Source organism: Arthrobacter sp. NPDC092385, assembly GCF_044755105.1.
Classification (GTDB): Bacteria; Actinomycetota; Actinomycetes; order Actinomycetales; family Micrococcaceae; genus Arthrobacter_D.
Genome location: NZ_JBIVQL010000002.1, coordinates 153,032 through 174,722 on the forward strand (window position 1 = coordinate 153,032; position 21,691 = coordinate 174,722).

Annotated in this window: 27 protein-coding genes; 14 read left to right on the forward strand and 13 right to left on the reverse strand. The window is 63.7% G+C overall.

What is annotated here, in order from left to right:
• Positions 1-36 precede the first annotated feature (36 nt).
• The 6 genes from ACIQCY_RS03800 to ACIQCY_RS03825 form a co-directional block, all read right to left on the reverse strand.
• A complete protein-coding gene (locus ACIQCY_RS03800; protein ID WP_400482561.1) occupies positions 37-1,017 on the reverse strand; it encodes an ABC transporter substrate-binding protein in 981 nt (326 codons plus the stop codon).
• Complete coding sequence (locus ACIQCY_RS03805; protein WP_400482562.1) at positions 1,014-1,760, reverse strand: ABC transporter permease; 747 nt, start codon at positions 1,758-1,760, stop codon at positions 1,014-1,016. Before ACIQCY_RS03805 ends, ACIQCY_RS03800 begins: the two co-directional genes overlap by 4 nt.
• On the reverse strand, positions 1,760-2,455 hold the full coding sequence (locus ACIQCY_RS03810; RefSeq protein ID WP_400482563.1) for an ABC transporter permease: 696 nt from the start codon (positions 2,453-2,455) through the stop codon (positions 1,760-1,762). Before ACIQCY_RS03810 ends, ACIQCY_RS03805 begins: the two co-directional genes overlap by 1 nt.
• 2 nt (positions 2,456-2,457) lie before the next feature.
• Positions 2,458-3,609, reverse strand: coding sequence for an ABC transporter ATP-binding protein (locus tag ACIQCY_RS03815; RefSeq protein WP_400482564.1), 1,152 nt, complete (start codon positions 3,607-3,609; stop codon positions 2,458-2,460).
• Positions 3,610-3,849: 240 nt separating this feature from the next.
• Positions 3,850-4,830 (reverse strand): N-acetylglucosamine kinase, encoded by a 981-nt coding sequence (locus tag ACIQCY_RS03820; RefSeq protein WP_400482565.1) that lies wholly within the window; start codon positions 4,828-4,830, stop codon positions 3,850-3,852.
• 72 nt (positions 4,831-4,902) lie between these two features.
• Positions 4,903-6,144, reverse strand: coding sequence for an MFS transporter (locus tag ACIQCY_RS03825; RefSeq protein ID WP_400482566.1), 1,242 nt, complete (start codon positions 6,142-6,144; stop codon positions 4,903-4,905).
• 166 nt (positions 6,145-6,310) lie between these two features.
• On the opposite strand from ACIQCY_RS03825, the gene ACIQCY_RS03830 reads away from it, so the two are divergent.
• Positions 6,311-6,793 (forward strand): Lrp/AsnC family transcriptional regulator, encoded by a 483-nt coding sequence (locus ACIQCY_RS03830; RefSeq protein ID WP_400482567.1) that lies wholly within the window; start codon positions 6,311-6,313, stop codon positions 6,791-6,793.
• A 46-nt stretch (positions 6,794-6,839) separates the two neighbouring features.
• Entirely contained in the window at positions 6,840-7,721 is an 882-nt protein-coding gene (locus ACIQCY_RS03835) for a metal-dependent hydrolase (protein ID WP_400482568.1), read from the forward strand.
• Positions 7,722-8,275: 554 nt separating this feature from the next.
• Here the strand turns inward: ACIQCY_RS03835 and ACIQCY_RS03840 are convergent.
• Complete coding sequence (locus ACIQCY_RS03840) at positions 8,276-8,905, reverse strand: hypothetical protein (RefSeq protein ID WP_400482569.1); 630 nt, start codon at positions 8,903-8,905, stop codon at positions 8,276-8,278.
• Between the two features lie 202 nt (positions 8,906-9,107).
• Between ACIQCY_RS03840 and ACIQCY_RS03845 the strand changes: the two genes are divergently transcribed.
• The 3 genes from ACIQCY_RS03845 (at position 9,108) to ACIQCY_RS03855 (ending at position 10,561) form a co-directional block, all read left to right on the forward strand.
• Positions 9,108-9,704, forward strand: a complete 597-nt coding sequence (locus ACIQCY_RS03845; protein ID WP_400482570.1) for a hypothetical protein — start codon at positions 9,108-9,110, stop codon at positions 9,702-9,704.
• A 359-nt stretch (positions 9,705-10,063) separates the two neighbouring features.
• Positions 10,064-10,273 carry a hypothetical protein gene (locus ACIQCY_RS03850; protein WP_400482571.1) on the forward strand — a complete coding sequence of 70 codons (210 nt, stop codon included), beginning with the start codon at positions 10,064-10,066 and terminating at the stop codon, positions 10,271-10,273.
• Between the two features lie 102 nt (positions 10,274-10,375).
• Positions 10,376-10,561: a hypothetical protein gene (locus tag ACIQCY_RS03855; RefSeq protein WP_400482572.1), complete on the forward strand. Its 186-nt coding sequence runs from the start codon at positions 10,376-10,378 to the stop codon at positions 10,559-10,561.
• Between the two features lie 72 nt (positions 10,562-10,633).
• On the opposite strand, the gene ACIQCY_RS03860 is transcribed toward ACIQCY_RS03855, so the two are convergent.
• Positions 10,634-11,158 (reverse strand): DUF2812 domain-containing protein, encoded by a 525-nt coding sequence (locus tag ACIQCY_RS03860; protein ID WP_400482573.1) that lies wholly within the window; start codon positions 11,156-11,158, stop codon positions 10,634-10,636.
• A complete protein-coding gene (locus ACIQCY_RS03865; protein ID WP_400482574.1) occupies positions 11,155-11,478 on the reverse strand; it encodes a PadR family transcriptional regulator in 324 nt (107 codons plus the stop codon). The genes ACIQCY_RS03860 and ACIQCY_RS03865 overlap by 4 nt, the downstream gene beginning before the upstream one ends.
• A gap of 226 nt (positions 11,479-11,704) precedes the next feature.
• On the opposite strand from ACIQCY_RS03865, the gene ACIQCY_RS03870 reads away from it, so the two are divergent.
• On the forward strand, positions 11,705-12,568 hold the full coding sequence (locus ACIQCY_RS03870; RefSeq protein ID WP_400482575.1) for a lysostaphin resistance A-like protein: 864 nt from the start codon (positions 11,705-11,707) through the stop codon (positions 12,566-12,568).
• 302 nt (positions 12,569-12,870) lie between these two features.
• Here the strand turns inward: ACIQCY_RS03870 and ACIQCY_RS03875 are convergent, their stop codons facing one another.
• Positions 12,871-13,221 (reverse strand): hypothetical protein, encoded by a 351-nt coding sequence (locus tag ACIQCY_RS03875; RefSeq protein WP_400482576.1) that lies wholly within the window; start codon positions 13,219-13,221, stop codon positions 12,871-12,873.
• 99 nt (positions 13,222-13,320) lie between these two features.
• On the opposite strand from ACIQCY_RS03875, the gene ACIQCY_RS03880 reads away from it, so the two are divergent.
• The 3 genes from ACIQCY_RS03880 (at position 13,321) to ACIQCY_RS03890 (ending at position 14,499) form a co-directional block, all read left to right on the forward strand.
• The gene (locus tag ACIQCY_RS03880; protein WP_400482577.1) at positions 13,321-13,617 is read left to right on the forward strand and encodes a hypothetical protein; all 297 of its coding nucleotides are present in this window, start codon (positions 13,321-13,323) and stop codon (positions 13,615-13,617) included.
• A 119-nt stretch (positions 13,618-13,736) separates the two neighbouring features.
• Entirely contained in the window at positions 13,737-14,204 is a 468-nt protein-coding gene (locus tag ACIQCY_RS03885) for a hypothetical protein (protein ID WP_400482578.1), read from the forward strand.
• Positions 14,197-14,499 (forward strand): transcriptional regulator, encoded by a 303-nt coding sequence (locus tag ACIQCY_RS03890; RefSeq protein ID WP_400482579.1) that lies wholly within the window; start codon positions 14,197-14,199, stop codon positions 14,497-14,499. The genes ACIQCY_RS03885 and ACIQCY_RS03890 overlap by 8 nt, the downstream gene beginning before the upstream one ends.
• Positions 14,500-14,592: 93 nt before the next feature.
• Here the strand turns inward: ACIQCY_RS03890 and ACIQCY_RS03895 are convergent, their stop codons facing one another.
• Positions 14,593-15,159 carry a TetR/AcrR family transcriptional regulator gene (locus ACIQCY_RS03895; protein WP_400482580.1) on the reverse strand — a complete coding sequence of 189 codons (567 nt, stop codon included), beginning with the start codon at positions 15,157-15,159 and terminating at the stop codon, positions 14,593-14,595.
• 54 nt (positions 15,160-15,213) lie between these two features.
• Between ACIQCY_RS03895 and ACIQCY_RS03900 the strand changes: the two genes are divergently transcribed.
• On the forward strand, positions 15,214-15,966 hold the full coding sequence (locus tag ACIQCY_RS03900; RefSeq protein WP_400482581.1) for a DUF998 domain-containing protein: 753 nt from the start codon (positions 15,214-15,216) through the stop codon (positions 15,964-15,966).
• A 427-nt stretch (positions 15,967-16,393) separates the two neighbouring features.
• A protein-coding gene (locus ACIQCY_RS03905) for an IS3 family transposase (RefSeq protein ID WP_400482582.1) occupies positions 16,394-17,577 on the forward strand; the annotation gives its coding sequence in 2 pieces (ribosomal slippage) (positions 16,394-16,676 and positions 16,676-17,577; 1,185 coding nt in all).
• 127 nt (positions 17,578-17,704) lie between these two features.
• On the opposite strand, the gene ACIQCY_RS03910 is transcribed toward ACIQCY_RS03905, so the two are convergent.
• Positions 17,705-18,079, reverse strand: coding sequence for a pentapeptide repeat-containing protein (locus tag ACIQCY_RS03910; RefSeq protein WP_400482789.1), 375 nt, complete (start codon positions 18,077-18,079; stop codon positions 17,705-17,707).
• On the opposite strand from ACIQCY_RS03910, the gene ACIQCY_RS03915 reads away from it, so the two are divergent.
• From ACIQCY_RS03915 to ACIQCY_RS03925, 3 genes are all read left to right on the forward strand, one after another.
• Positions 17,999-18,520, forward strand: coding sequence for a hypothetical protein (locus ACIQCY_RS03915; protein WP_400482795.1), 522 nt, complete (start codon positions 17,999-18,001; stop codon positions 18,518-18,520). The two genes, ACIQCY_RS03910 and ACIQCY_RS03915, sit on opposite strands and share 81 nt — an antisense overlap.
• 329 nt (positions 18,521-18,849) lie before the next feature.
• Positions 18,850-19,356, forward strand: coding sequence for a GNAT family N-acetyltransferase (locus ACIQCY_RS03920; protein ID WP_400482583.1), 507 nt, complete (start codon positions 18,850-18,852; stop codon positions 19,354-19,356).
• Positions 19,357-19,840: 484 nt separating this feature from the next.
• A complete protein-coding gene (locus tag ACIQCY_RS03925) occupies positions 19,841-20,182 on the forward strand; it encodes a GNAT family N-acetyltransferase (protein ID WP_400482584.1) in 342 nt (113 codons plus the stop codon).
• A 441-nt stretch (positions 20,183-20,623) separates the two neighbouring features.
• Here ACIQCY_RS03925 and ACIQCY_RS03930 read toward each other — a convergent pair whose 3' ends face one another.
• Positions 20,624-21,145 (reverse strand): ankyrin repeat domain-containing protein, encoded by a 522-nt coding sequence (locus tag ACIQCY_RS03930; protein WP_400482585.1) that lies wholly within the window; start codon positions 21,143-21,145, stop codon positions 20,624-20,626.
• Positions 21,146-21,691: the final 546 nt, after the last annotated feature.

Genomic DNA, 21,691 nt, shown 5'->3' on the forward strand with positions numbered 1-21,691 from the left:
CGTGCGCCGGGCCCCTGCTGACGGATCGGGCAGCGCCTACTGGTCGGCGAGCCCCTTCTCCGCCAGCCAGTCGGCCGCGGCGTCCGCGGGGTTCCGCTTCTCGTCGCCGCTGACTTCGCGGTTCAGGGCCAGCAGGTCCTCGGTGGTCAGCTGTGCCGACACCTCGTTGAGGACGTTCCGCGCTTCCTCGGCCACCGTGTCGGTGTTGATGAGCGGCAGCACCTGCTGGGCGATGAAGTTGTTCTCCGGATCCTCGAGGACCACGAGGTCGTTGTCGGCGATGGACGGCGTCGTCGTGTAGATGTCGGCCGCCTGCACGTCGTCGTTCAGCAGCGCCTGCAGGGTGATGTCCCCACCGCCGTCGTTGATGGCCTCGAAGCCGCCGGGCTCGCAGTTGTACTTCGCCTTGAGGCCGGGCAGGCCGTAGGCGCGCTCCTGGAAGGTGCTCGGCGCGCCGATGGTGATCTCGCCGCACACCTTCGCCAGGTCGGCGATCGACTTCAGGCTGTACTTCTCGGCCGTGGCCGCCGTCACGACGAGGGCATCCTTGTCCTCGGCCTCGGAGGGCTCGAGCACGCCGAGCTTCACGTCGGGCGACTTCGCCGCGAGCGCATCGGGCAGTGCCGCCACGATGTCCTCGGCGGATTCCGCCGTGGCGGCAGGATCAGCGAACAAGAGCAGGTTGCCGCTGTAGTCCGGGATGATGTCGATCGACCCGTCCTCGAGGGCGGTGTAGTAGATCTCCCGCGACCCGATGTTGAGCTGGGTCGTCGCTTCGACGCCGGCTGCGTTGAGCGCTCCGGCGTAGATCTCCGCGATGATCTGGCTCTCCGGGAAATCAGCCGAACCGACGACGACGGAGCCGCCCGCCTCGGCGGACGCGGACGCGGGATCCTCTGATTCACCCTGGGGGTCGCTGTTGGCACCGCAGGCAGTCAACGCCAGCGCGGCCGTCAGGCCGCCAGCCAGTCCCATCAAAGCGCGCCGCCTGGCGCGTTGTGCTGACAGGTTCTTCATGTTGTTCCTCCTTGTGCACTGGCGACGGCCTTCTGCCGGCCAGATCCTTGGGCCCGTCCCGGGCCGGAGACGCGCAGTCCCCGTGGGATGGCGAATTTCTGCAGCAGTCCCAGCAGCAGATCGACGGCGATCGCCAGGACCGTGATGACGACGGCGCCGCCGAAGAGGCGCCCGTAGTCCGCGAGCTGTGTTCCCTCGACGAGGAAGACCCCGAGCCCGCCGAGGTTGATGAAGGCGACGACGGCGGCGGTCGCGATGACCTGCAGCACCGCTGCGCGGACCCCGCCGAGGATGACCTGCAGGCCGTTGGGCACCTCGACCCGGAACAGGATCTGGAGTTCGCTCATGCCCATGCTCCGTGCGGCATCCACCACGGTGCGGTTCACGGAGGAGATCCCCGCGTAGATCCCGCTCAGCAGCGGGGGGACCGCGAGGAGCACGAGTGCCCAGATGGGCGGCATGAGGCCGAGGCCCGCGAGGAGCACGAACAGGAACACCATGCCGAGCGTCGGCAGGGCGCGGAGGATCCCCACGCCGGAGACGATCACGACGCGGCCGCGACCCGTGTGCCCCACGTAGAGCCCGATCGGCACCGCGATCACGAGGGCGATCAGCATGGTCAGGCCGGTGTAGCCCAGGTGCTCGACGACGCGCGTGGGGATGCCGCGGTCGCCCTCCCAGTTGGCGGGAGCGGTCAGCCACTCCCCCATCTGGACGAGGAGATTGTTGCTCGAGTAGTCCATCAGGCGCCCGCCACCTTCGCCTCCAGCGCCACGATCTCCTCGCCGGGCCTGCCGCTGCCCGGGGCCCTGCGCGCCCAGGGGGTCAGCAGGCGTTCCGCGAGCACGAGGGCGAGGTCCATCACGAGGGCCAGCAGCAGGATGATCACGATCCCGACGGCGATCTCGGTGGGGAAGGACCGGAACAGGCCGTCCGTGAACAGCGTCCCGAGGCTCGGGACGCCGATGAGCGCGCCGACGCTGACGAGTGAGATGTTGGTGACCGAGACCACGCGCAGCCCGGCGAACAGCACGGGCAGCGACAGCGGGAGGTCCACGGTCAGGAACCGCCGCACGGGCCGGTAGCCCATGGCGACGGCGGCCTGCCGCACGTCGTCGTCGATCGAATCGAGTGCGTCGAGCGTGGACCGGACGAGCAGCGAGAACGCGTAGACGGCCAGCGCGACGATGACGTTGACGGGATCGATCACCTTGGTGCCGAGGACCACCGGGAGGAACACGAACATCGCGAGCGACGGGATGGTGTACAGGATGGACGAACCCGTCAGCAGGACGGACCCGACCACCGGATTGAGCCGTGCGAGCTGGGCCAGCGGCACCGCGGCGAGGACGCCGAGGATCAACGGGACGATGGCCTGGAAGAGGTGCAGGCGGGTGTGCAGCCAGATGAAGTCGAGGTTGGAGACGAACCAGTCCACGCCTACACCGCCGTGTTGTGGTCGGCCCGGCCCCGGTCGAGCCTCGCGGCTTCGATGAGTTCGAGGATCTCGGTGGCACGCACGACGCCGACAGCCCGGCCGTCGTCGTCGACCGTCACGCCGAGGCCCGAGGGCGAGGACAGGGCGGCGTCCAGCGCGCGCCGCAGGGTGTCCCCGCGTGTATACAGGGAACCTCCGGGAACCGCCTCGGCCTGCCGCGTGATGCTTCCGCGCGTGGCCCGCGGGACCCAGCCGTGCGGGCGGCCCTCGGCGTCGACCAGCAGTGCCCAGGGCGAGAGCACCGAGACGGTCGGATCGGCGAGGCGGTCCACCTCGATGGTCTCGATCGGATGGATGGTCACCCGGTCACCCTCCTGGAAGGAGAGGTGACGGAAGCCTCGGTCGCGTCCCACGAAGCCCGCCACGAAGTCGTCGACGGGCGCGCGGAGGATCTCCTCCGGTGCCGCGAACTGCGCGAGCCGCCCGCCGACGGCGAAGACGGCCACCTTGTCGCCGAGGATGGTGGCCTCGTCGATGTCGTGGGTGACGAAGACGATGGTCTTGGCGAGGTCCCGCTGCAGGCGCAGCAGCTCCTCCTGCAGTTCCGCGCGTACCACGGGGTCCACGGCGCTGAACGGCTCGTCCATGAGGAGCACGGGCGGGTCCGCGGCGAGGGCGCGGGCCACGCCGACGCGCTGCTGCTGTCCGCCCGAGAGCTGCCCGGGGTACCGGCGGCCCAGCTCCGGGGCGAGGCCGACGACGTCGAGCAGTTCCTGCGCCCGCCTGCGCGCCTCCGCCTTCCCGACGCCGTTGAGACGCGGGACCGTGGCGATGTTGTCCAGGACCGACCGGTGCGGCAGCAGCCCGGAGGACTGCATGACGTAGCCCATGGAACGCCGCAGTTCTGCCGCCTTCTGCCGGGAGACGTCCTCTCCGTCGAGGAGGATCCGGCCCGAGGTCGGCTCGACCATCCGGTTGATCATCCGCAGGGAGGTGGTCTTGCCGCAGCCCGAGGGACCGACGAACACGGTGATCTTCCCGCGGTCGATGTCCATGCTGAGGTCGTCCACCGCCGGGCGCCCGCCGTCGTAGGTCTTCGTGACGTTGCGGAACTGGATCATGGAGCGGCCGGAGGAGTGCTCGGGGGTGGTCATGGCAGCAGCGCCTTTCATGGCAGGAGCTTCTCGGCCGGGCTGCGCCCGCACGGGCCGCACGAGATGCGGTTCCGGCTTGCCGTCTGGTCGTGTGCTGGGCTCGGAGCGCAGCGGTCAGTTCAAGCTGTCGGAGTTCTGAGTCTAACCATGTGTTCGGAGCAGGCAAGGGTGCATATGGGTCGGGGATTCGTTCCGCTGTGGCAGCGGCGGTTCGGGAAGCCTGCGCGCTCGGGACCGCGGCTACTTCCGCCCGGTCAGGAGGAACCGGACGCCCATCACCGGGTCCTCGTGCAGGAACACGACGTCGGTGATGCCCTCGGCCGCCAGACGTGTCCGGAGGTTCGCCTGCAGGTCCGGCTGGTGCATGGCGAGGCCTCCACCGAGCACCACCGGACCGGACACGCCGATCACGCCCACGACGTCGAGCACGAGGCGCGTGAGGTCGGCTGCGGCACGGTCGATGATGCCTGCCGCGTCCCCGTGGCCCTTGGCCGCGGCGTCGAAGACCGCGCCGGACTGCGCGGCCCAGTAGGTCCGGCCTGCTCCGGAGTGGAAGAGCCCGATGAGTTCGGTCGGGGTGGCGATGCCGTTCCGTGCGAGGACCGCCGTGTCCAGGGCATCGGGCTGCGCGCCGATGTCATGCCGGTGGAGTGCCCGGCGCACGGCTTCGCGGGCCACCCAGTAGCCGCTGCCTTCATCCCCCAGGAGGTAGCCCCAGCCGCCCGAACGCGCCTCCCTGCCGTCCTCCCCCACGCCCCACGCCACCGAGCCTGTCCCTGCGATGACGGCGATACCCGTGCTCGCCCCGCCGGCCGCGAGGATGAGCCGCGTGTCGTGCACGACGTCGACGGGGGCTCCCGGCGCGTAGGGAGCGATGAGGGCGCGGAGGCGATCGGCGTCCGCGGGCGTGTCCACTCCACCCGACCCGGCAACGACGCGCTCGACACCGGCTGTGCCGCCGGGTTCGCGGGAGAGGAGATCACCGAAGAGCCGGCCGAGGTTCCGCCCGGCTGCATCCGGCGTCACGTTCTGGACGTTCGCGCTTCCCGCCCTGGCCTCGGCAACGAGCACCCCGCCGCGCCAAAGGGCTCCGTGGGTCTTGGAACCTCCGATATCGAGACCCACCACGACCTGCTCACCCTGTCCGACCGGCTCTCCTCCGTCCAGCTGGCGTGCGCCGGAGGAAGCGCGCGGACCGGAGGTCTCAGGGGTGTTCGACATGCCTCCAGCCTACAAACAGCAGGGACGGCCTGCCCTAGCGAGCAGCGCGGATCCTGTCTGACAGCGCGGATCCTATCGAGCAGCGCGGAGGCGGGCGACGAGCGATCCCGCCGCGAGCACCGCGCAGACCCCGGAGACCGCGAGCGCGAAGACGGTCACCGAGGCGTTCAGGCCCCAGATCCCGGCAGCGGCGCCGAGCCCCAGGACGGGGACGGCGCTGCCCAGATAGGTGATCACGTACACGGCGCTGATGGTCTGGGCATGCAGTGCCGGATCGACCTTCACGGACACCTCGTTGAAGACCACCCGGAAGGCCATCCCCTGACCGAAACCGGCGACGACGCATGCGCCGACGAGCAGGGGCAGGCTGCCGGTACCTTCGGCGAGGGGCAACAGGCCGACTCCCAGCGCCATGGCCGCGAGGCCCACGGGCACCACGAAGCGGCCGCGCGGAGACACCAGCTGGCTGACGGCGGACGACCCGAGGACGAGGGCCGCGAGCAGGCCGATGAGCGGTCGCGACGACGTGCCGGCGATCCCGGCGAACCAGGTGGGCGCGAGGCTCAGCGTGAAGCCGAAGACGGCGAAGCTCAGGAACCCGACGGAGGACGCCGTCCAGAAGGATCGGCGGGCGTCCCGCGACACCGCCGGCCGGCGGGGGCGCAGCGCGGCCAGCGGATTGTCGGCGGCAGCCGGCTTGATCGCGGGCCGTGCCCGGAGCAGCACGAGGGGAACCAGGAGGCTCCCGAGCAGCACGAGGTAGACGATGAAGGGCGTCCTGGTGGGCGCGGGCAGGAGGGAGAGGAGCCCGCCGATCACGGGCCCCGCCGCCACTCCCCCGGCGGAGGCCATCAGTGTGAAGCGGGACGCCCAGTCGGGCCGGGTCGGGAGCAGGTCGCGGAGGGCTGCGGCGCTCGCACCGGTGGCAAGGGCCACCGCGCCGCCCTGGAGCGCCCGTCCGGCGGCGAGCATCGGCAGCGAGGTGGCGACGGCGAACAGCGCGGCTCCGAGCAGGCCCAGGACGACGGCGAGGACCAGCGCCGCACGCCGCCCGATGTGGTCCGACCAGTGTCCGGCGAGGACGAGTCCGCCGATCAGCGCCACGACGTAGGACGCGAAGGCGATCGTGACGGCGAAGGGCGTCAGGCCGAGGTCCGCCTGGAGGAGCGGGTAGATCGGTGTGGCGAGGTTGGCTCCCACCAGGAGGGTCGAGATCACGGTCACGGCGAGCGCGAGTCGGACGGCCAGGGAGGCATCCCAGCTGCGCCGCTCGGCGGCGGCCGGCCTCATGCGCAGCTCGTTGATGACGCTCATCCCACTCCTCCTCGATCGCACGCGCCCAGACTAGGCGCTGCACCGGGCGCCGTTCTGCCCGGATGTCTATAGGATGGGATCGACTGACCGCCCTGCAGTGATCTTGGTGCCGCTTTTGAGCGCCCTGCGCAACACGGGCGGCGCCGACTGACGGGAAGTGAGCTTCGTGAGCAAGCTGGACAATCTCGATCTCCGCCTGCTGCTCGAACTGGTGCGCGACCCCCGTGCGCAGGTGAGCGAGCTGAGCGAACGGCTGGGCGTCGCCCGCAACACGGCGCAGAGCCGGATCCGCAGGCTCCTCCGCGCGGGGACGTTGCGCCGGAACGGGCGTGAACTCGACCTCGAGGCCCTCGGGTACGACGTCGTCGCCTTCATCACCATCGAGGTGTCGCACCGCGAGCTCGACGCCGTGATCGCCGGGCTGCGTACCCTGACCCAGGTCCTCGAGGTGCATGAGATCTCCGGCCGTGGCGACGTCTGGTGCCGCGTGGCGGCCACCGACACCCACAACCTGCAGGCCGCATTGCGGTCCGTCCTCAGGATCAAGGGCGTCATCCGCACCGAGACGGTGCTCGCCCTGCACGAGCACATCCCCTACCGCACCGAACCGCTGCTCGAGCGACTCGCGCAGCTTCCCTCCGACGCCTGAACGGGCATCCGACAACCGACCACGCACCACCTTCGAGGAGCGCACCATGGCCCTGCCCATCACCGACACGCGCGTCACCTACCCGCAGGGCGCCGTCGAGTCGGCGTCCCGCGTGCTCCACGTCGAGGTCCGCGACGACGGCCGGCGCGCGGTCCTGCTCGACACCACGGCCTTCCACCCGGTGGACCACGCGTGGCCCGACCAGGGCCCCGACCGCGGTGAACTCGTGACCGGCGCCCGTCGGTGGACCGTCGTCGACTGCGTCGTCGGCGCCACGGACGGGACGGCCCTGCACCTCGGCGCGGAGTCGCCCGTACGGAAGGGCACGGAGGGGTGGGCGTTCGTCGTCGTGCACCTGATCGAGGGCACGGACGGGGACGGGCCCGCGGAGGGCGACGACGTCGTCGTCCGCGTCGATTCCGCGTACCGCGCAGCGGTATCCGCCGGGCACACGGGCTGCCACCTCGCCTCGCTGGCCCTGAACCGCGCCCTGGCGGATCGGTGGAAGAAGGATGTGGCGCCGGATGCCCTCGGGGCTCCGAACTTCGACGCGCTCGCGATCGAGACGACGGTCATCGGCGAGTTCGGCTCCGTCGACACCTATCGCCTCGGCAAGTCCCTGCGGCGGAAGGGATTCAGCACGGCGGACCTGGACACCGCGGCGACGGCCGCCGCCGTGAACGCGACGCTCGCGGAATGGACGGCGACGGAGGCATCCATCGGCATCGCGGTGGACGGCCCCGGCCTGACGGACCGTCGCCGGTGGATCTGCGACCTCCCCGGGGAGCGAGCCGAAATCCCCTGCGGTGGCACGCACCTGGGCTCCCTCGCCGGGACCGACGTCACCGTGCGGCTCGAACTGGCCGACGCGGACGGGACTCCCGTGCTGCGGATGGACACGCGGGTCGGCGTGCCCGTTCCTGCCTGAGGTCGGGATTGCCTTGTGGAGGGGCGCGCCTTCGTCGGCTTTGCCCCAGTTCTGCTGTCAGGTGTCCTACGCATCTGGCCGAAGACCCCCCTGAGGTTTTGGGGCTTCCTGGCTTCGGTCAGCAGGCTTGGCACGCAGAAGGCTCCTGGGGGTGCGACTCGGTGTGACAGGGAATAAGGGTTTTCAGGTGTTGCTCTTAGCGCCCCTTCACCGGGCATTTTCTCGGGCGGGTCTTATGGGAATGGTTCCGTACAGGCGCGAGTAGAGCAAAGTAATTTGCTCAGAACCAGTCATAGGCGTCGCGCTCGAGGACCGGCTTGCGGGCGGTAGAACCGATTAGCTGGGGATTCTTCATCTGGTTCACCCAAAGGCGCGGCGACTTCGTGTTCCCTGCCGATCCCTTGCATCATCGCGCTGTATGTAAACGTCCGCAGGTACTGCTTAGCGGGACAACCACTTGACGACGACGCCTTCTCATAATCCGATTGATGCTTTCAACCCCAACTTGAGGTTCACCAGATACCCCGTGCTGTCACGGATATGCTGCCAGCCACTCATAGCGGTCTTACTTCGCCGTTAGGTAGAACAACCTCTTCGACTACTGAGTCATCGGGCAGGCGAACTCCCAAGAGTTCCAGTTCCTGATTGGGTGAACCTGATGAGCGGATTTTATATGCATAGGACATGCCCGCGGGCAGGTCGCCCAGTTCCTCATGGCGCACTTGTGAAGGGATTCCAACGTTCGCCAAATCTTCCGGATTCCCACAAATCTGGATGCTCTCATCCGAGTAGATGAAGCCATAGCTAACGGCATAGGTCGAGCCCTGCGGCCATGTCGCGATGAGTCGGTATCTGCTGGAATCCGGTCCCACGGCGGCCTGATCCGGCTCGCCCTGGTTCGCTTCAGCTTCGTTCGCTCGCATTACCACTTCGCAAACGTCAGGCTTCTTCCCCGCTGACTTAGAGCTGCTAGAGGCATCTGGAGCACCACCATCAGGCAACAAAGCCATCGCACTGAGCAAGACCACAGCGGCACTCAGGACGTAAGCAATGCGTCGACGCGAAGTTGGGCGGTCCTGCTCAGAGACATCACCCGGGTCCTCAGTGTCGGGTACCGCTCCAAGATCAACAATTTTAACGGCCGGCCGCAACCCAGTGTCGCTCGAATCTGTACTCTCACCCATCAATCAACAGTAAGCGGCGTACGACGAGTGCGGTCGGAACCGCGCCTTCCGCGTGTTCCCCGCACTACTCTCAAAACACCGGGGGGTTGAGAGTGCACACGATTCATGGGTCAATTCGATGTCGAACCATTCCCTAGTAGCCAGCTTCCCGATACCGTTCCCTGGGGTGTCCGCTCCGTATAACCAACTCCATGGGGGAGAGATGAATAGTAAGCAGTTAGTTGTACGTAAGTTTTCCACTCGTCTGGCTGCCGTCGCGGCGGTTCTTGCGATGACATTTGGAACAGCGTCCGTGCCCGCATCAGCGGCCTCGAAAACCGAGCCGGAATCGAAACACTATGTCCTAAAGGGTGCTCCTGAGCTCCTGACGTCCGATCAATTTGGGACACCAGTGGAAGGCGAGACGCATAACTTCGTTATCAACAACCGCACCGGGGAGACCTACTACATGGGCACAGGCCCCGTAGATAAATTCAAGGACAAAAAGAAAGCTCTATACGCAGAGCAAGGCGTCACATACGTCGATCCAGCTACTGACATGATCATGATGAGCGTAAGTCCTTGGGGATGCTCGCCGGGAGGTAACTTCTGCATGTACAGGAGAGTCGCCAATGCCGTCGGCATTAACGGGTACGAGCTCACTTACGGATCTTGGTACAATGTGTACCGCGTCAGCACGGCCACTGGCATGAGCGCACGTTGGTATGAGATCGGAAGCTCGGCCCCGTGGACCATGGGGCCAGGAAAAACTACCGACACTATGTATCAAATGAATGTTGGTGCAGCTCAGAATTACTGAAACCTGCCCCCCCCCCCGACGAGATAGTCTTTGTTTCTGTGCCTGCCCCTCAGTTTTAGGAGGGGCAGGCACTCTTCTTTTTCGGCCGTTGTTGCCAAGTGATTCTGAAGGTGTTCACTTGCGATATCTTAGCGAGGTCAGTGTTTTTGGAGGGCTAGTTCGCCGGTGCTGGTGAGGTGTTGGGCGACGGTGATGAACTTTGTGTTGTTAAGGCAGCGCTCTGTTCATCGTCCTTGGGCTCTACCTAGCTTTCGACTCACTTTCTGCCTAACTCGTCGTGGTCCTATCAGCAGAACCCCTTGAAGGACGGGCTTGCGGGCGCATCGTCTTGGAATCTCTGCCGCAACTAGGCTGTGAATATGACTGAGTGGAGCCGCTACCTGCTTGGGGCCTCGATCGTCTTCGGCGTGGGCACGACCATGCTCGCTGAGCAGGTGCCGGAATGGTGTGGGCCCGTGTCGATTCTCGTCATGGTTCTGGGTGCTTCCGCTTTCCTCGTCAGCTCCGCCCTGGAATACCGACGCGGGCGCGTGATGGTCAATACTTCTGAGCATTTGCTCCCCCGGTAGTCCAGGGCGTCCCCCTCCAAAGATCCGACACCGGCAGCGGAACCGGGCCCAGTTGCCGCAGTTTCAGTGGCATACCCCGAGAGCGTCGCTAGACTCACGGGCATGGATATGGGGACAGATGAACAGGCACACAATGAAGCTGCTCGTCGCGTGAAAGTGCAGAACGGTGCAACGTACACGGTCGTCAAGCGACGACGCTCTGGTCCTGACCAGCATGCCTACTACTGGCTGGGCGATAACGGCCAAGAAATCGAACTCACCGAGAAGGAAATCGCCGATCTGCTCTAGAGCGACGAGCTCGGCCAACCGCCCGCTGCGCGATCCCTCAGTGGACGGTGATGATCAATCGAACCGAGTTGATCAGCTTGAGTGATTTAGCTTGTTGAGGTGACGCCAGTATCCGACGAGCGGAACTATGGTGTAGGCGACGGGCATTACGAACACCACCAGCAGGACCAGTTCCAGCCATTCATTCCACGAACCCGTATGGGTCCCCAGATTGACGAGCAGGAAGGCAGCCAACGCGATTGCGCTGTAGCGAAGGTAACGATCTCGATTTCGGGTAAGTTCGTCGCGCCGTGAATCGGTGCCGGTGTGAATCGGCGCCGTTCCCGGTGCTGCCTTGAAGATGTGTGCGTCTCCCAGTGAGAGCACGGGCGCCCAGCCGGCCGCGTGGAAGATATCAAAGTAGTCCGACGATGCATTGCTTTCGTAGGCAAGGTCGAAGACGGCCTCTTCGGGGGCTCCGTCGACGAAGCTCCATCCGTGTCCCAGCTTCGCGACGCCGTTCAGGTGTTGTCCCCGACGGGCCATGTCCGCGAACATGGCCAGATCCTTTTCCGGACTAAAGGCCAGACCGTTGCCCATCCTGCTGGTGGTGGTCATGCTTCCTCCATAATGTGGTCGGCCATCGCCAGTAGCTGGCGACGACGTTCGATGTTGCGGACGAGGACCTCGTGGCCCTTCGCATTGAGGTTGTAGATGCGTCGCGAATCGTCACCGTCGAGTTCCTCGATGAGGCCAGCCCCGATGAGCTTCTTGAGCGTCGTGTAGAGCGAGGCGGGTCCGAGCGCGATGGTTCCCCTGCTCTCCCGGTCAAGGAACTGCATCACGGCATAGCCATGACGTGGTCGGACCAGGGCGAGCAGGACGTATAGAGCAGCATCGGCCAGATCGCCACTCTCGAAGCCTGAGCTACGCGCCATGCTCGCACCCTGTAGTCGAAGCATCATTAAATGATGTATCCATGATTGATATATAAGCACGAAAGCCTGCCGGAGGCCAGACCGAAGATCACCTCGATGCTCTCCGAGCATCACCGTGGTGTCCGCAAGCCCATCCTCGAGCGTGCGTGGAGACTTCAGGTGGCTGGGGTGTATTCATAACTCCGCAGGGCAGATTGAGGTTTTGAAAGGATCTACAGTCGGTCCCATGAAAACTTGGGGGAATACCGGACGCGCTACGGCATCGGGAATCGTTATTGGTGGAGCTGTTCTATGGCTCCTGAGCCTCATATCACTCATCGTCACGTCACCGTCAGGTACGGAGATATCCAGTGATCCGAGCGCACAGGCGGTGCCGTACTGGGTGACATTGACACCTCTTGCCGTAGGGATCGCCCTTACTCTCATCCTTCCTGGTTCTTCCTCACCACTTCGGCCCGTCGAAGTCAGTTCTTGGAAGTCCTTTCGTGTGACGACAACCGGTCTCGTTGTCTTGGCTGTCCTGTTTCCGCTGGCAACGGTGGCTGTACCCCTGATGGGTGAGGCTTATGTTCTGGGCAAGCTGGTCCTGTTCGTGATCGTGCCGGCGATCCTGCTGCTCGTCGTGCGGGGGAGCGTAAGCATCACAGGGCGTAGAGATTCTTCGCGCTGGTGGGCCCCGGCCATCGTGATCGTGGTGTGGACGTTGTTGTCTCAGGTCGCCCCGTGGAATCCGGTCTTCGACCCGGTGGGTTTCGATATGGCCTTCATTCTCACGGCGGCGATCGCGACGGCCATCACCGCGGGCGTGGGTGAGGAGCTTTTCTACCGCCGCTGGCTACAAACACGTCTGGAGGCCCTTCTGGGGGCCTGGCCGGGGATCGTGATGACTTCTCTTGCCTTCGCGCTCATGCACCTGGGCTCCCACGGCACCGGTGCCCCGCTTGTGGACCTAGCCCGCGTCATCGTCGTTCAGGGGTCATTCGGGTTATTCGTGGGTGTGATGTGGTGGCGATACCGCAACCTCACCGCCATCATCACTGTTCATATCATCAGCAATGGTTGGGCCGTAGCCGCAGCATTGCTCCGATAACCAGAACGAACCCCACCCATGGTGCTCATAGAGCGATCGGCGTACCGGCGGTCGATACGAAGCGTATTCTCCAATCTATGGACGCCCCGCGACCTCTCCCGGCCATTGGTGCTCCCGCTGTCAGGGCCTTAGCGGCGGCGGGGGTACGAAGCCTGGATGATGCGGAGGGCGTCGGTCTTGATCACCTCGCGGCGCTTCACGGAGTTGGGCCGAAAGCCATTCGCCTCCTACGAGCCGCGCTCGAGCAATAGCGTATGGAAGCCGACCCTTGGCTCGCTTCGAGACGCGCGCCGAGGGATCGATCAGCGGGTGGGGAAGTCGCCTTCGTAGTCGTTCCACATGCCGGCCAGGATCTGCATCGCGAACAGCTGGTCGTCCACGGATGCGTCTTTGCCAGCGAAGTCCATGACGAAGTAGTTGACGCTGAATCCGTCGTCGAGGGTTGCCTCGTAGTCCGTCGCCGCGGCGTGGGTCCGGAAGCGGTAGTAGTTGGCTTCAGCCGTGCTGTACGCCTCGACGCACTTGATGTCGCTGTTACACGCCGTATCGGTGATCTCCACGACGTCGGTGGTGACGTCTTTCCCGGTATATCCGGCGTCCATCACGTCCTCGAGCGTGAGGGTGAGTTGGGGGTGTGTGAACCAATAGATCATGCCCGCTACACAAATCAGTGGCACTCCCACCAGGACAGCAATGATCCAGTTCTTCCCCATAGTGCCCCAGTATGCAGGAGCGGGTCCTAGGATCACCGGATGGATTCCTTTGACGTCACGGTCGAGCACGGAGTGTTCCGCGTCAGCGAGCGACGCCAGTCCGGTGGGGCGCTGTCCTACGACTTGCTGTGGGTCAACGGACCATCCGGTGGGACATACGGCTTCACGGTCGGACGGTCCATTCTCGGGACGGGAGGGATCACCTCGGACGATGCAGCCCGCATGACACGAGAAGAGCTCGTGGCGGAAGTACGAGGGTTCGTCGAGCACGTGTACGAACCAGGAGGCATCGGTGAGACCTGGCCGGACCATATCCGGGCCCGCGACCGCCAGTGACCGCCAGCGGATCGGCATGAGGGTCCCATCGCACTTCATGTTCCGCGGCGCGGTAGATGCCACTCGTGTAGTCATCGATTCGCTTGCCGTATCGGAAACAATTCCTTAGTCTTTCCATCATGGAAACTAACTTTCAGGGACCTTCACGCGACGAGGCCATTGAAATGCTGAGTGGGCTCTCAGCGGACCGCGATCGACTCGCGGCAAGTATCCGGGCCCCCTGGTCACTCCTTGCAGGTCTTGGGGCAGTGGCTGCGTGGTGGGTCAGCGCTGCCGCTGCGACATCTCCCGGCGAGAACTACGAGCCGCCGGCAATGGGTGGGCTGGTCCTGGCCATCGTGCTCGTGATCCTCTATCTGATTCAGCGCGAGACAGGTGTGCGGTTCAGAAGTATGGGATTGCAGGCCGGGCTGGCCCTGGCCGGAATCGTCGCCAGCTGCCTGGCGCTGTTCAGCATCTCACTCGGCTTGGTGTCCTTCGGCCTGCACTGGGCCGTCACTCTCACGAGCATTATGGCGTTCGCTCTCACGACATGGCTGGCTTCAGTGGCGTATCGTTCCGCAGCCCGCAAACTCCGTCGTGGATGAGGCGCACTTCGACGAAGTCATTCACGCGCCGCTGCGCCTGCGGATCTGCGGGCTTCTCCGTCCGGTAGACCGACTTGACTTCGCGGTTCTGCGGGACGCGCTGGACATCTCAGATGCCACTCTGTCCAAGCACGTGAAGACGTTGATCGTGGCTGGATATGTTGTCTCCGACAAAACCGCGTCAGTGGACCGGGCTGATGCGCGCAGGGTGATGTGGCTTTCGCTCTCTCGGGCTGGCAAGTCGGCTTTCGACGCCCATATACGGGCCCTTCGGGAGATAGCCGGCACGGTCTGATGCGCCATGACCGATGCATGAGCGGGCGCCTCAACATCAACTGGGAATCCGAGGCATGCTGCGAGGTGCTGTAGTCGCTCCTGGACCAGCCTTTCAGCGAGGCGGAGGTTTGAGCCTGTCGAGGTATTGGTCGATGAGGAGCTGAGCTCGGTCGAATGTCATGCGATCGGTCTCGGTTGCCCTGGCGATGGCGATTCCATCGAGTAGCGCCATGAGCATGGCGGCGTCATCATGGCCGAGGGCCGGATTCCATCGCCGCAGCAAAGTTGTCAGGCCTTCCTCCATAAGGCGCCAGGACGCTCTATGAGCGTCGGCAACTGCGCTGCTTGTTGTAGCTTTCGAGGCGTACGCCAACCAGATGACCGAAGCGGTGCGGGACTCATCATCCACGCCACCGAGGATCCTGCATACCGCGCCCAGGTTCTCCCGCGCTGGCGCTTCCGGCTGCAGCGCGGCGCTCACCCGCTCGATGAAATTCCTGGAGACCTCGTTCATGGCCGCCATGATCAGATCGTCTTTTGTCTTGTGGTGATGCTGAACAGCGCCGATAGAGAGGCCAGCGGCTGCAGCGACGTTGCGGATTGTCACGTCCTCAATGCCTCGCTCGATCAGGATGTCCTGAACGGCCGTGAGGATGCGCTGGGCGCCCGCGGAGGTCATGAACCGAGGCTACTGCACATCAAAACAATACAAACGTATTGTATGGTCGTTGGCATGACGCGACTTCGCCTGGGTGCCACGCTATGGGTCCTTTGCCTTCTGACATTTCCAGCGCAAGTGATCGCTGCCGCCCAGTGGCCGAGCCCGTACTCGTGGTCATCGAACCTCATCAGCGATCTCGGCGTGACTGTTTGCGGCATCTACGACACCGGCACCCGTGTCGAGCGGTACATCTGCTCACCTGCGAACCTTTTAGCCAACGGAGCGACTGTTGCCAACGGCGTCCTGCTGGCCGTGGGAGCGATCCTTCTCTGGTCCGCATGGCCAAGACGACGAACCGGGCGGGCGGCGATGGTCTTCCTCGCGTTGGGCGGTCTTCTCGTGGCAGCGGTCGGCCTCCTGCCTTGGAACCTGCAGCCCGAAGGTCACAACGTAGCGGCACTGGCCCAGGCCGCAGTCCAATGGATAGGAATGCTCATCCTCGCAACGGCACTCAAAGGTGGTGCGGCAGCACGGTGGGCATCAGCCCTGACCCTGGTCAGCCTCACATTCTCGATCGCCGGATTCATCCTATTCATCGACGCAATCGGAGGCGGACCATCAATCTCACTGGGCCTCGGCATCACCGAACGCCTCGCCTTCGATACCTTCACGATATGGGGCGCCGCACTGGGGTTGATCCTGCTCATGACAACACTCAGCAAGAATCACACCACCTCAAGCCAAGGCGAGCAGCAGTCCTCTTCAACGCCCAGACATCACGCCACCATGCCACGCACTAGCGCCGGGGAGTTTTCGGCCGTGTAGAGAATCGCCTTGTGGGACCGCTGGGGGCACTAGTTGGACTCGTGAGCATGACAAGGGGGGGCAAATGTCAGGGCCGGTGGGTTGTGCCTGAAGAGTACATCGCCCTGAGCATCCTGCTCCTTACCGTGGTTTTCCTGCCGGTCATCTGCCTGTTCGTCACCCGCCAAGCCGCTTCCGGTTTGATCGGCCGGAAGGCAGCAGCGGGAATCCGTACCAGGTACACGCAGGCATCCGACGAGGCCTGGGTTTCCGGTCATCGGGCTGCCCTTCCCCCGTTGAGGATGATGAGACTGGTCGCAATCGTAGGGATCATTGCGGCCCTGGGTGGGCAGGTCCTGATCGGAGGACAGGCGGGGCCCCGGGACTGCTGAAGGTTCGGTTTCCATCTAGCCTCTGAGGACTGTGTCCTCCTGGAAGGATGGCCATCATGGCAAAGCCGTATCCGGAAGAGTTCCGTCGCGACGTCGTGTCCGTCGCGCGGAAGCACGAAGCCCCGCTGGCTCAGATCGCGAAGGATTTCGGGATCAGCGAGGGCACTCTGAACAACTGGCTGAAACGCGCGGACGTTGAGGACGGTGTCCGGCCAGGAGTGACGCAGGCCGACGCGGCCGAGCTCCGCGAGCTCCGCGAGCTGAAGAAGCGTAACCGCCTGCTTGAGCAGGAGAACGAGATCCTGCGCAGGGCGGCGGCGTTCTTCGCCCGTGAGCTGCCCCCAAAATGACGTACCCGTTGGTCCGCGATCTTGCCGCTGACGGTATCCCCGTCGCGGTGGCCTGTCGGGTGCTGGGCTTCTCACCCCAGGGATTCAACAAGTGGCGGCGGAATCCCGTGTCACAGCGGGACTGGGAGGATGCTCACCTGACGAACCTCGCCCACGACATTCACCATGACGACCCGACGTTCGGGTACCGGTTCGTGTCCGACGAGATCGCCGAGCAGGGCGCGAGAGCGTCCGAGCGGCGCATCTGGAGGATCTGCTCGCAGCAGCGCCTGTGGTCCCTGCACGCGAAGAAACGCGGACTCACCAGGAAAGCAGGGCCTCCCGTGCACGATGATCTCGTGCTCCGCCGGTTCCGGGCTGATCGTCCGAATCAGCTCTGGCTCACGGACATCACGGAACACAGGACCGATGCAGGCAAGCTCTACCTCTGCGCGATCAAGGACGTGCATTCCAAGCGCATCGTCGGGTACTCGATGGATGATCGGATGACCTCGGCGTTGGCCGTGTCCGCTGTGCGCAATGCGCTCCGGCTCCGCGGACCGGTCGATACGATTCTGCATTCGGATCGAGGGTCGCAATTTCGATCGAAGGTCTTCGTGCAGACGCTCAAGAACAATGGACTGACCGGGTCGATGGGGCGGGTCGGAGCGTGCGGTGATAATGCCGCGATGGAGTCGTTCTTCGCGCTCCTGCAGAAGAACGTCCTCGACCGACAAAGGTGGGCGACGAAAGAAGACCTGAGGCTCGCCATCATGACCTGGATCGAGAGGACCTATCACCGCAAACGCCGGCAGCGAGCACTCGGCCGAATGACCCCGGTCGAGTTCGAGATACTAGGACAAGCCGCCACCACAGCGGCCCGAAACCAACAACACCCAACTGGAAACTAAACCTTCAGCAGTCCCATGTCCTCACGCCGATCGGCTATCGAACACTTTCTTGTCGATGTTTTTAGGTACTGACCGGCAGGCAACTGCCGTATGCAGTTGCCTGCCGGTGAGCACCGACGCGTTGTCCTTAGCTGTCGTTGGGCCAGTGGGTAGGACGGTCAAGGCCGGAAGGTAGGCGCGTGTGTGCACTGCCTTGAGCGGCGTTGAGCTGGGCCTGTGTCAGATAGAGGGCTTTGGAAAGATCGGCCCCTTCGAGGCGGGCGTCTCTGAGGTCAGCGCCGAGGAGGTCAGCGCCGGAAAGGTCACAACCTCGCAGGTCCGTGGCGATGAGATAGGCGCCTCGAAGATCCGCCCCACACAGTGACCTAGACCTCATCCTCTTTCCTATAAGGTCCGCTCCCGGGACAAGCGCAGCATCCAGGTGATCATCCCCGGTGGCGAGGTAGGAAAACCTGACTTCTTCGCTGACGTCCATCAGCACGGACCGAACCCGGACGTGCATGTCGCCGAGGTCCAGGGTCAGGACCTGCTGCGCATCGCCCATCGCCTTCTCGATAGCCAGTCGAAGGTCATCGGCCTGGGTCGAGGTGTCCGGGTCGAAGGTCCTATCGGTGGCTTCTGTCAGGTACCAGAGCATTTCGTGGAGTTGCCGGACGACCTTGAACGCCGGGAACATGGTCTTCGCTGTTCTTGGGTCGGCTTTCCAGCTGATGCCTTGGAAAAGGTTTTGGGAGACGTTCTGTCCGGCTCCGAAGCAGTCGAAGACGGTGCAGCCTCGGAAGCCTCGCGGGCGGAGGCTGTCGTGGATCGTGCAGGAGAAGTCGGAGGCCAGGTTCTGGCAGGGAGTTCCTGCTGGTTTATCGATGGCGAAGTCCGTGCTGCGGGAAAAGCCCAGGGCGGTGCAGCAGAGAGCGAAGCAGTTACCGCAATCGGGACGCAGTGATCCCCGATCAAGGACGGGTGAGGAGGGCGCGGTGGAGTCGTTCGAAGTGAAGGGCATGTGATCTTCTCTGGAGGAGTTCGGTGAAGGACCGGGTGCGTGGGGAACTCGACGACGGAGTTCCCTCCGAGGGCGCACGGAATCACCGCTTCCGAGGGAAGCGAGCGGGAAACGCTACGTCGACTCTGGGTCACAGAGAAAGTAAGAATGTCACTGCCGTCAATTTAGCATTGCGTCCGACCTGCCCCGATAGCCGGTCCTCCGCGGGGCGCTGAGAGATCGGCATACGGTCCGCCGATCACTGATGAAATCCTTCGGTAACGTCTTGTTTCATGATCAACCTGCCAGTGCCGCCTACGCTGTCTCGTCCATCAAGGACGGTCAAGACGTCGTACCTTATCGGCGAGCAAGCTGACACATTGCACCGAGGATCAGACACGGTTTGGCTAGCGGCGGCAAGTCGCGATTTCGATGGGTTCGTGGCAGACAGAGTGGGTATACGACAAAGGTGGGGCGTTCCTTCTGAGCTGTTCTGGTTCACCTCCGGTGAGTACTACATCGGCTCCCTTGTCATCCGTCACCACTTGACTGACGACGCGGGCGGCGGCCACATCGGCTATCACGTCGTCTACCCGTGGCAGCGCCAGGGCCATGCCACCCAGATGCTTCGGGATGCTCTCCTGAAGTGTTCGGCTCTGGGTATTGAGAGTGCCCTCCTGACGATTGCTCCTGAGAACGCCGCTTCACTTGTGGTGATGCGCCGCAATGGAGGAGTTGCTGATGGAGAAAACGACGAGGGTGAGCTTCGCTTTTGGATCGACACATCGTCCGTAAGCTAATCAAGCGGTAAAGAGATGGCCAAGTGGGTTCCTCCAGTCCCGGCGATAGGTGCTCATGCTCCGTTGCTTGTGTTTGGAGGCCCCTCAGGCTTGGATCAGTTCATGTACCCCACTCGGATTAACACGGATGCGATGCCGGTCAACCTTGCTCTTCTGATCACAGGCATAGGCGTAGCCGTGATCGTTCTGGTCGTAGTTGGGGCACTAGTCGTCGATCGCGTCGATAAGGCCAGGGGGCGGCGTCCAAGGAAGTAGCACGACGGACGATCATTTTGCGGGCAGGAGTCACTAGGGGCCGTGCGGTTCAATGGGTCAATGATCCGACTCGCGCAGATGGACGACATCAAGTCGCTGTCCGACATCGAGCGGGCCGCTGATGCCCTGTTCCATAGTGAAGGAATGGCGACCGTCGCTGACGGCGACACGATGCCGATTCCCGAACTGCTCCGGTACCAACGTGCGGGCAGAGTATGGGTCGACACCGATGAGGTCGATCGCCTACCTCCTCCTACATGTCATCGACAGCTCTGCACACATCGAGCAAGTCTCGGTACATCCATCCCATGCAGGTCGGGGCAAGGGCCACCAGCTCATCGAGGCCGCAGCGGATTGGGCGAAACAGCAGGGGCACGCGATGCTGACGCTCACCACTTTCGCTAACGTCCCTTGGAAGGCGCCCTACTATGCGCGCCTGGGCTTCGAAATCATCCCATCGGACAAGATCACTCCTGGCTTGCGGGAGATTCGGCAACACGAAGCATCTGCTGGGCTAGATGCCTGGCCTCGCGTTGTCATGCGCCGCACGCTTCGGAATCAACTCAACTGATAACGGGGCGAAAGTGTCCCGCTAAGGATCCCCGTGTGGATTACTCTGTGTCCGCCGATCGCCGCGCGTAAGCCGGGTCCGACCTGGCTCGAATGACAACCCCGATCATCATCAGAGCTGTGACGATGAGACCGATCGGCAGCATTGTGTTCTGGTCGAAGAGCCCAAGAATCCAAGGCATTAATACCGTCAACGCGGCCAAAGCGAAGAAGCATCTCGCCACGCGCTTCATTCTGCGCTGCCGCTCGAACGCGGTAGGGGGAAAGTCCACGATTGCTGTGTTTCCTCTGCTCTGGAAGACTCACCGATCATCATCGCAGAGCGGTTGAGGAACTAAAGGGGATCCACCTGCGCGCACTAGCAGGGATATTGCGTCCTGGGAGGGCTGAGGGTTAGAAACAGTCAATACTTCCTGGCGATGCCTAGTTCTTGCACCGGCGATCAAGTGAATAGGGTCGCCATGTTTGTCAGACCGAATTGCTGGGCGACAGCGATCGCGCTTTGGGGTCCGAGGTGTGGATCTGCGCCGGCTCGGAGCAGAGCGTTGACTGTCCCCGCATCGCGGCGGAACGTCGCCGCTGCAAGTGCGGTCTGACCCATGTCATTCACCCGGCTGGTGTCCGCGCTTGCACTGAGGAGCGCTGAGACCGTGTCCGCGCGTCGATTGTATGCAGCGAGGATGAGCAGTGTGTCACCTCGAGAGTTCGTCAGGTTGACCGGTATACCCGAACTCACAAGACTCATGAGCTCACGTGTGTGTCCTTCCCTTGCGAGTTGGAAAACCGAGTCCAGGAACTGCAGTTCGGCGTCGGTGAAGTCGGGCTTCGCCGTGGTTTCGTTCATCTTGCCCGCGCCCTCTCGCCCGAATCCATACCCTTCAACCTCCGCAACTACGCCGCGAATGGCCCCGCGAGGCGGTGCCTGCGTGACGAAGCTATGAATGAGCTTACCGATGAGGACCATGATGTGACCCCACGGCAGTTATGCAGCAGCCTGCTGCACAATTGGCGGGGCCGCCCAGGCTGCAGGTGGGTGAGTCAACACCCAGAAAAGTACACGCCGTCCGTAAGTGGATCGACAAACGAACAGCACCTCGCGGCGATGGGGTCAGTTACGCGATGGCGTCGACTGTTTCCTGCGTGAAGGGCACTGTTCCGTCGATAGGCGTCAAGGTGAACCATTCGCCATCCTGCTGAGTGGCGAAGACGAGAAGAGGTTGGGATGTATTCAGGGGGTCGCCCTCCGGATACTCCGCCACTCCGCTGCAGGAGTCGGGCATCGACGAGATGCGTACGCTACCTCCGTCAACATCGCCCTTCAAGACCTCACCCACGCGGATCTCGTGCGAGTGGGTGAGGTCTTGAAGATCGGCGCTGTTCCATCGCGCACGGTGGTGGTCGCTACAACAACGAGGTCGGCGGCGTCGTACTTCTCCTGCGTTGTGGGAAAGCCAGCCCAGCTGGGGCAAGAAACACTGTTGGACCCGTACCCGCACCCCGACAGGGCGCA

What these genes read in the sequence shown, in the direction of transcription:
- ACIQCY_RS03845 (WP_400482570.1), top strand. Translation starts at nt 9,108, where the DNA reads ATGAATAGTAAGCAGTTAGTTGTACGTAAGTTTTCCACTCGTCTGGCT.
- ACIQCY_RS03855 (WP_400482572.1), top strand. Translation starts at nt 10,376, where the DNA reads ATGGATATGGGGACAGATGAACAGGCACACAATGAAGCTGCTCGTCGC.
- ACIQCY_RS03875 (WP_400482576.1), bottom strand. Translation starts at nt 13,221, where the DNA reads ATGATCTATTGGTTCACACACCCCCAACTCACCCTCACGCTCGAGGAC.
- ACIQCY_RS03930 (WP_400482585.1), bottom strand. Translation starts at nt 21,145, where the DNA reads ATGGTCCTCATCGGTAAGCTCATTCATAGCTTCGTCACGCAGGCACCG.
- ACIQCY_RS03895 (WP_400482580.1), bottom strand. Translation starts at nt 15,159, where the DNA reads ATGACCTCCGCGGGCGCCCAGCGCATCCTCACGGCCGTTCAGGACATC.
- ACIQCY_RS03835 (WP_400482568.1), top strand. Translation starts at nt 6,840, where the DNA reads ATGGCCCTGCCCATCACCGACACGCGCGTCACCTACCCGCAGGGCGCC.
- ACIQCY_RS03800 (WP_400482561.1), bottom strand. Translation starts at nt 1,017, where the DNA reads ATGAAGAACCTGTCAGCACAACGCGCCAGGCGGCGCGCTTTGATGGGA.
- ACIQCY_RS03885 (WP_400482578.1), top strand. Translation starts at nt 13,737, where the DNA reads ATGGAAACTAACTTTCAGGGACCTTCACGCGACGAGGCCATTGAAATG.
- ACIQCY_RS03900 (WP_400482581.1), top strand. Translation starts at nt 15,214, where the DNA reads ATGACGCGACTTCGCCTGGGTGCCACGCTATGGGTCCTTTGCCTTCTG.
- ACIQCY_RS03860 (WP_400482573.1), bottom strand. Translation starts at nt 11,158, where the DNA reads ATGACCACCACCAGCAGGATGGGCAACGGTCTGGCCTTTAGTCCGGAA.
- ACIQCY_RS03870 (WP_400482575.1), top strand. Translation starts at nt 11,705, where the DNA reads ATGAAAACTTGGGGGAATACCGGACGCGCTACGGCATCGGGAATCGTT.
- ACIQCY_RS03805 (WP_400482562.1), bottom strand. Translation starts at nt 1,760, where the DNA reads ATGGACTACTCGAGCAACAATCTCCTCGTCCAGATGGGGGAGTGGCTG.
- ACIQCY_RS03825 (WP_400482566.1), bottom strand. Translation starts at nt 6,144, where the DNA reads ATGAGCGTCATCAACGAGCTGCGCATGAGGCCGGCCGCCGCCGAGCGG.
- ACIQCY_RS03920 (WP_400482583.1), top strand. Translation starts at nt 18,850, where the DNA reads ATGATCAACCTGCCAGTGCCGCCTACGCTGTCTCGTCCATCAAGGACG.
- ACIQCY_RS03910 (WP_400482789.1), bottom strand. Translation starts at nt 18,079, where the DNA reads ATGCACGTCCGGGTTCGGTCCGTGCTGATGGACGTCAGCGAAGAAGTC.
- ACIQCY_RS03925 (WP_400482584.1), top strand. Translation starts at nt 19,841, where the DNA reads ATGAGGTCGATCGCCTACCTCCTCCTACATGTCATCGACAGCTCTGCA.
- ACIQCY_RS03880 (WP_400482577.1), top strand. Translation starts at nt 13,321, where the DNA reads ATGGATTCCTTTGACGTCACGGTCGAGCACGGAGTGTTCCGCGTCAGC.
- ACIQCY_RS03850 (WP_400482571.1), top strand. Translation starts at nt 10,064, where the DNA reads ATGACTGAGTGGAGCCGCTACCTGCTTGGGGCCTCGATCGTCTTCGGC.
- ACIQCY_RS03815 (WP_400482564.1), bottom strand. Translation starts at nt 3,609, where the DNA reads ATGACCACCCCCGAGCACTCCTCCGGCCGCTCCATGATCCAGTTCCGC.
- ACIQCY_RS03865 (WP_400482574.1), bottom strand. Translation starts at nt 11,478, where the DNA reads ATGGCGCGTAGCTCAGGCTTCGAGAGTGGCGATCTGGCCGATGCTGCT.
- ACIQCY_RS03820 (WP_400482565.1), bottom strand. Translation starts at nt 4,830, where the DNA reads ATGTCGAACACCCCTGAGACCTCCGGTCCGCGCGCTTCCTCCGGCGCA.
- ACIQCY_RS03840 (WP_400482569.1), bottom strand. Translation starts at nt 8,905, where the DNA reads ATGGGTGAGAGTACAGATTCGAGCGACACTGGGTTGCGGCCGGCCGTT.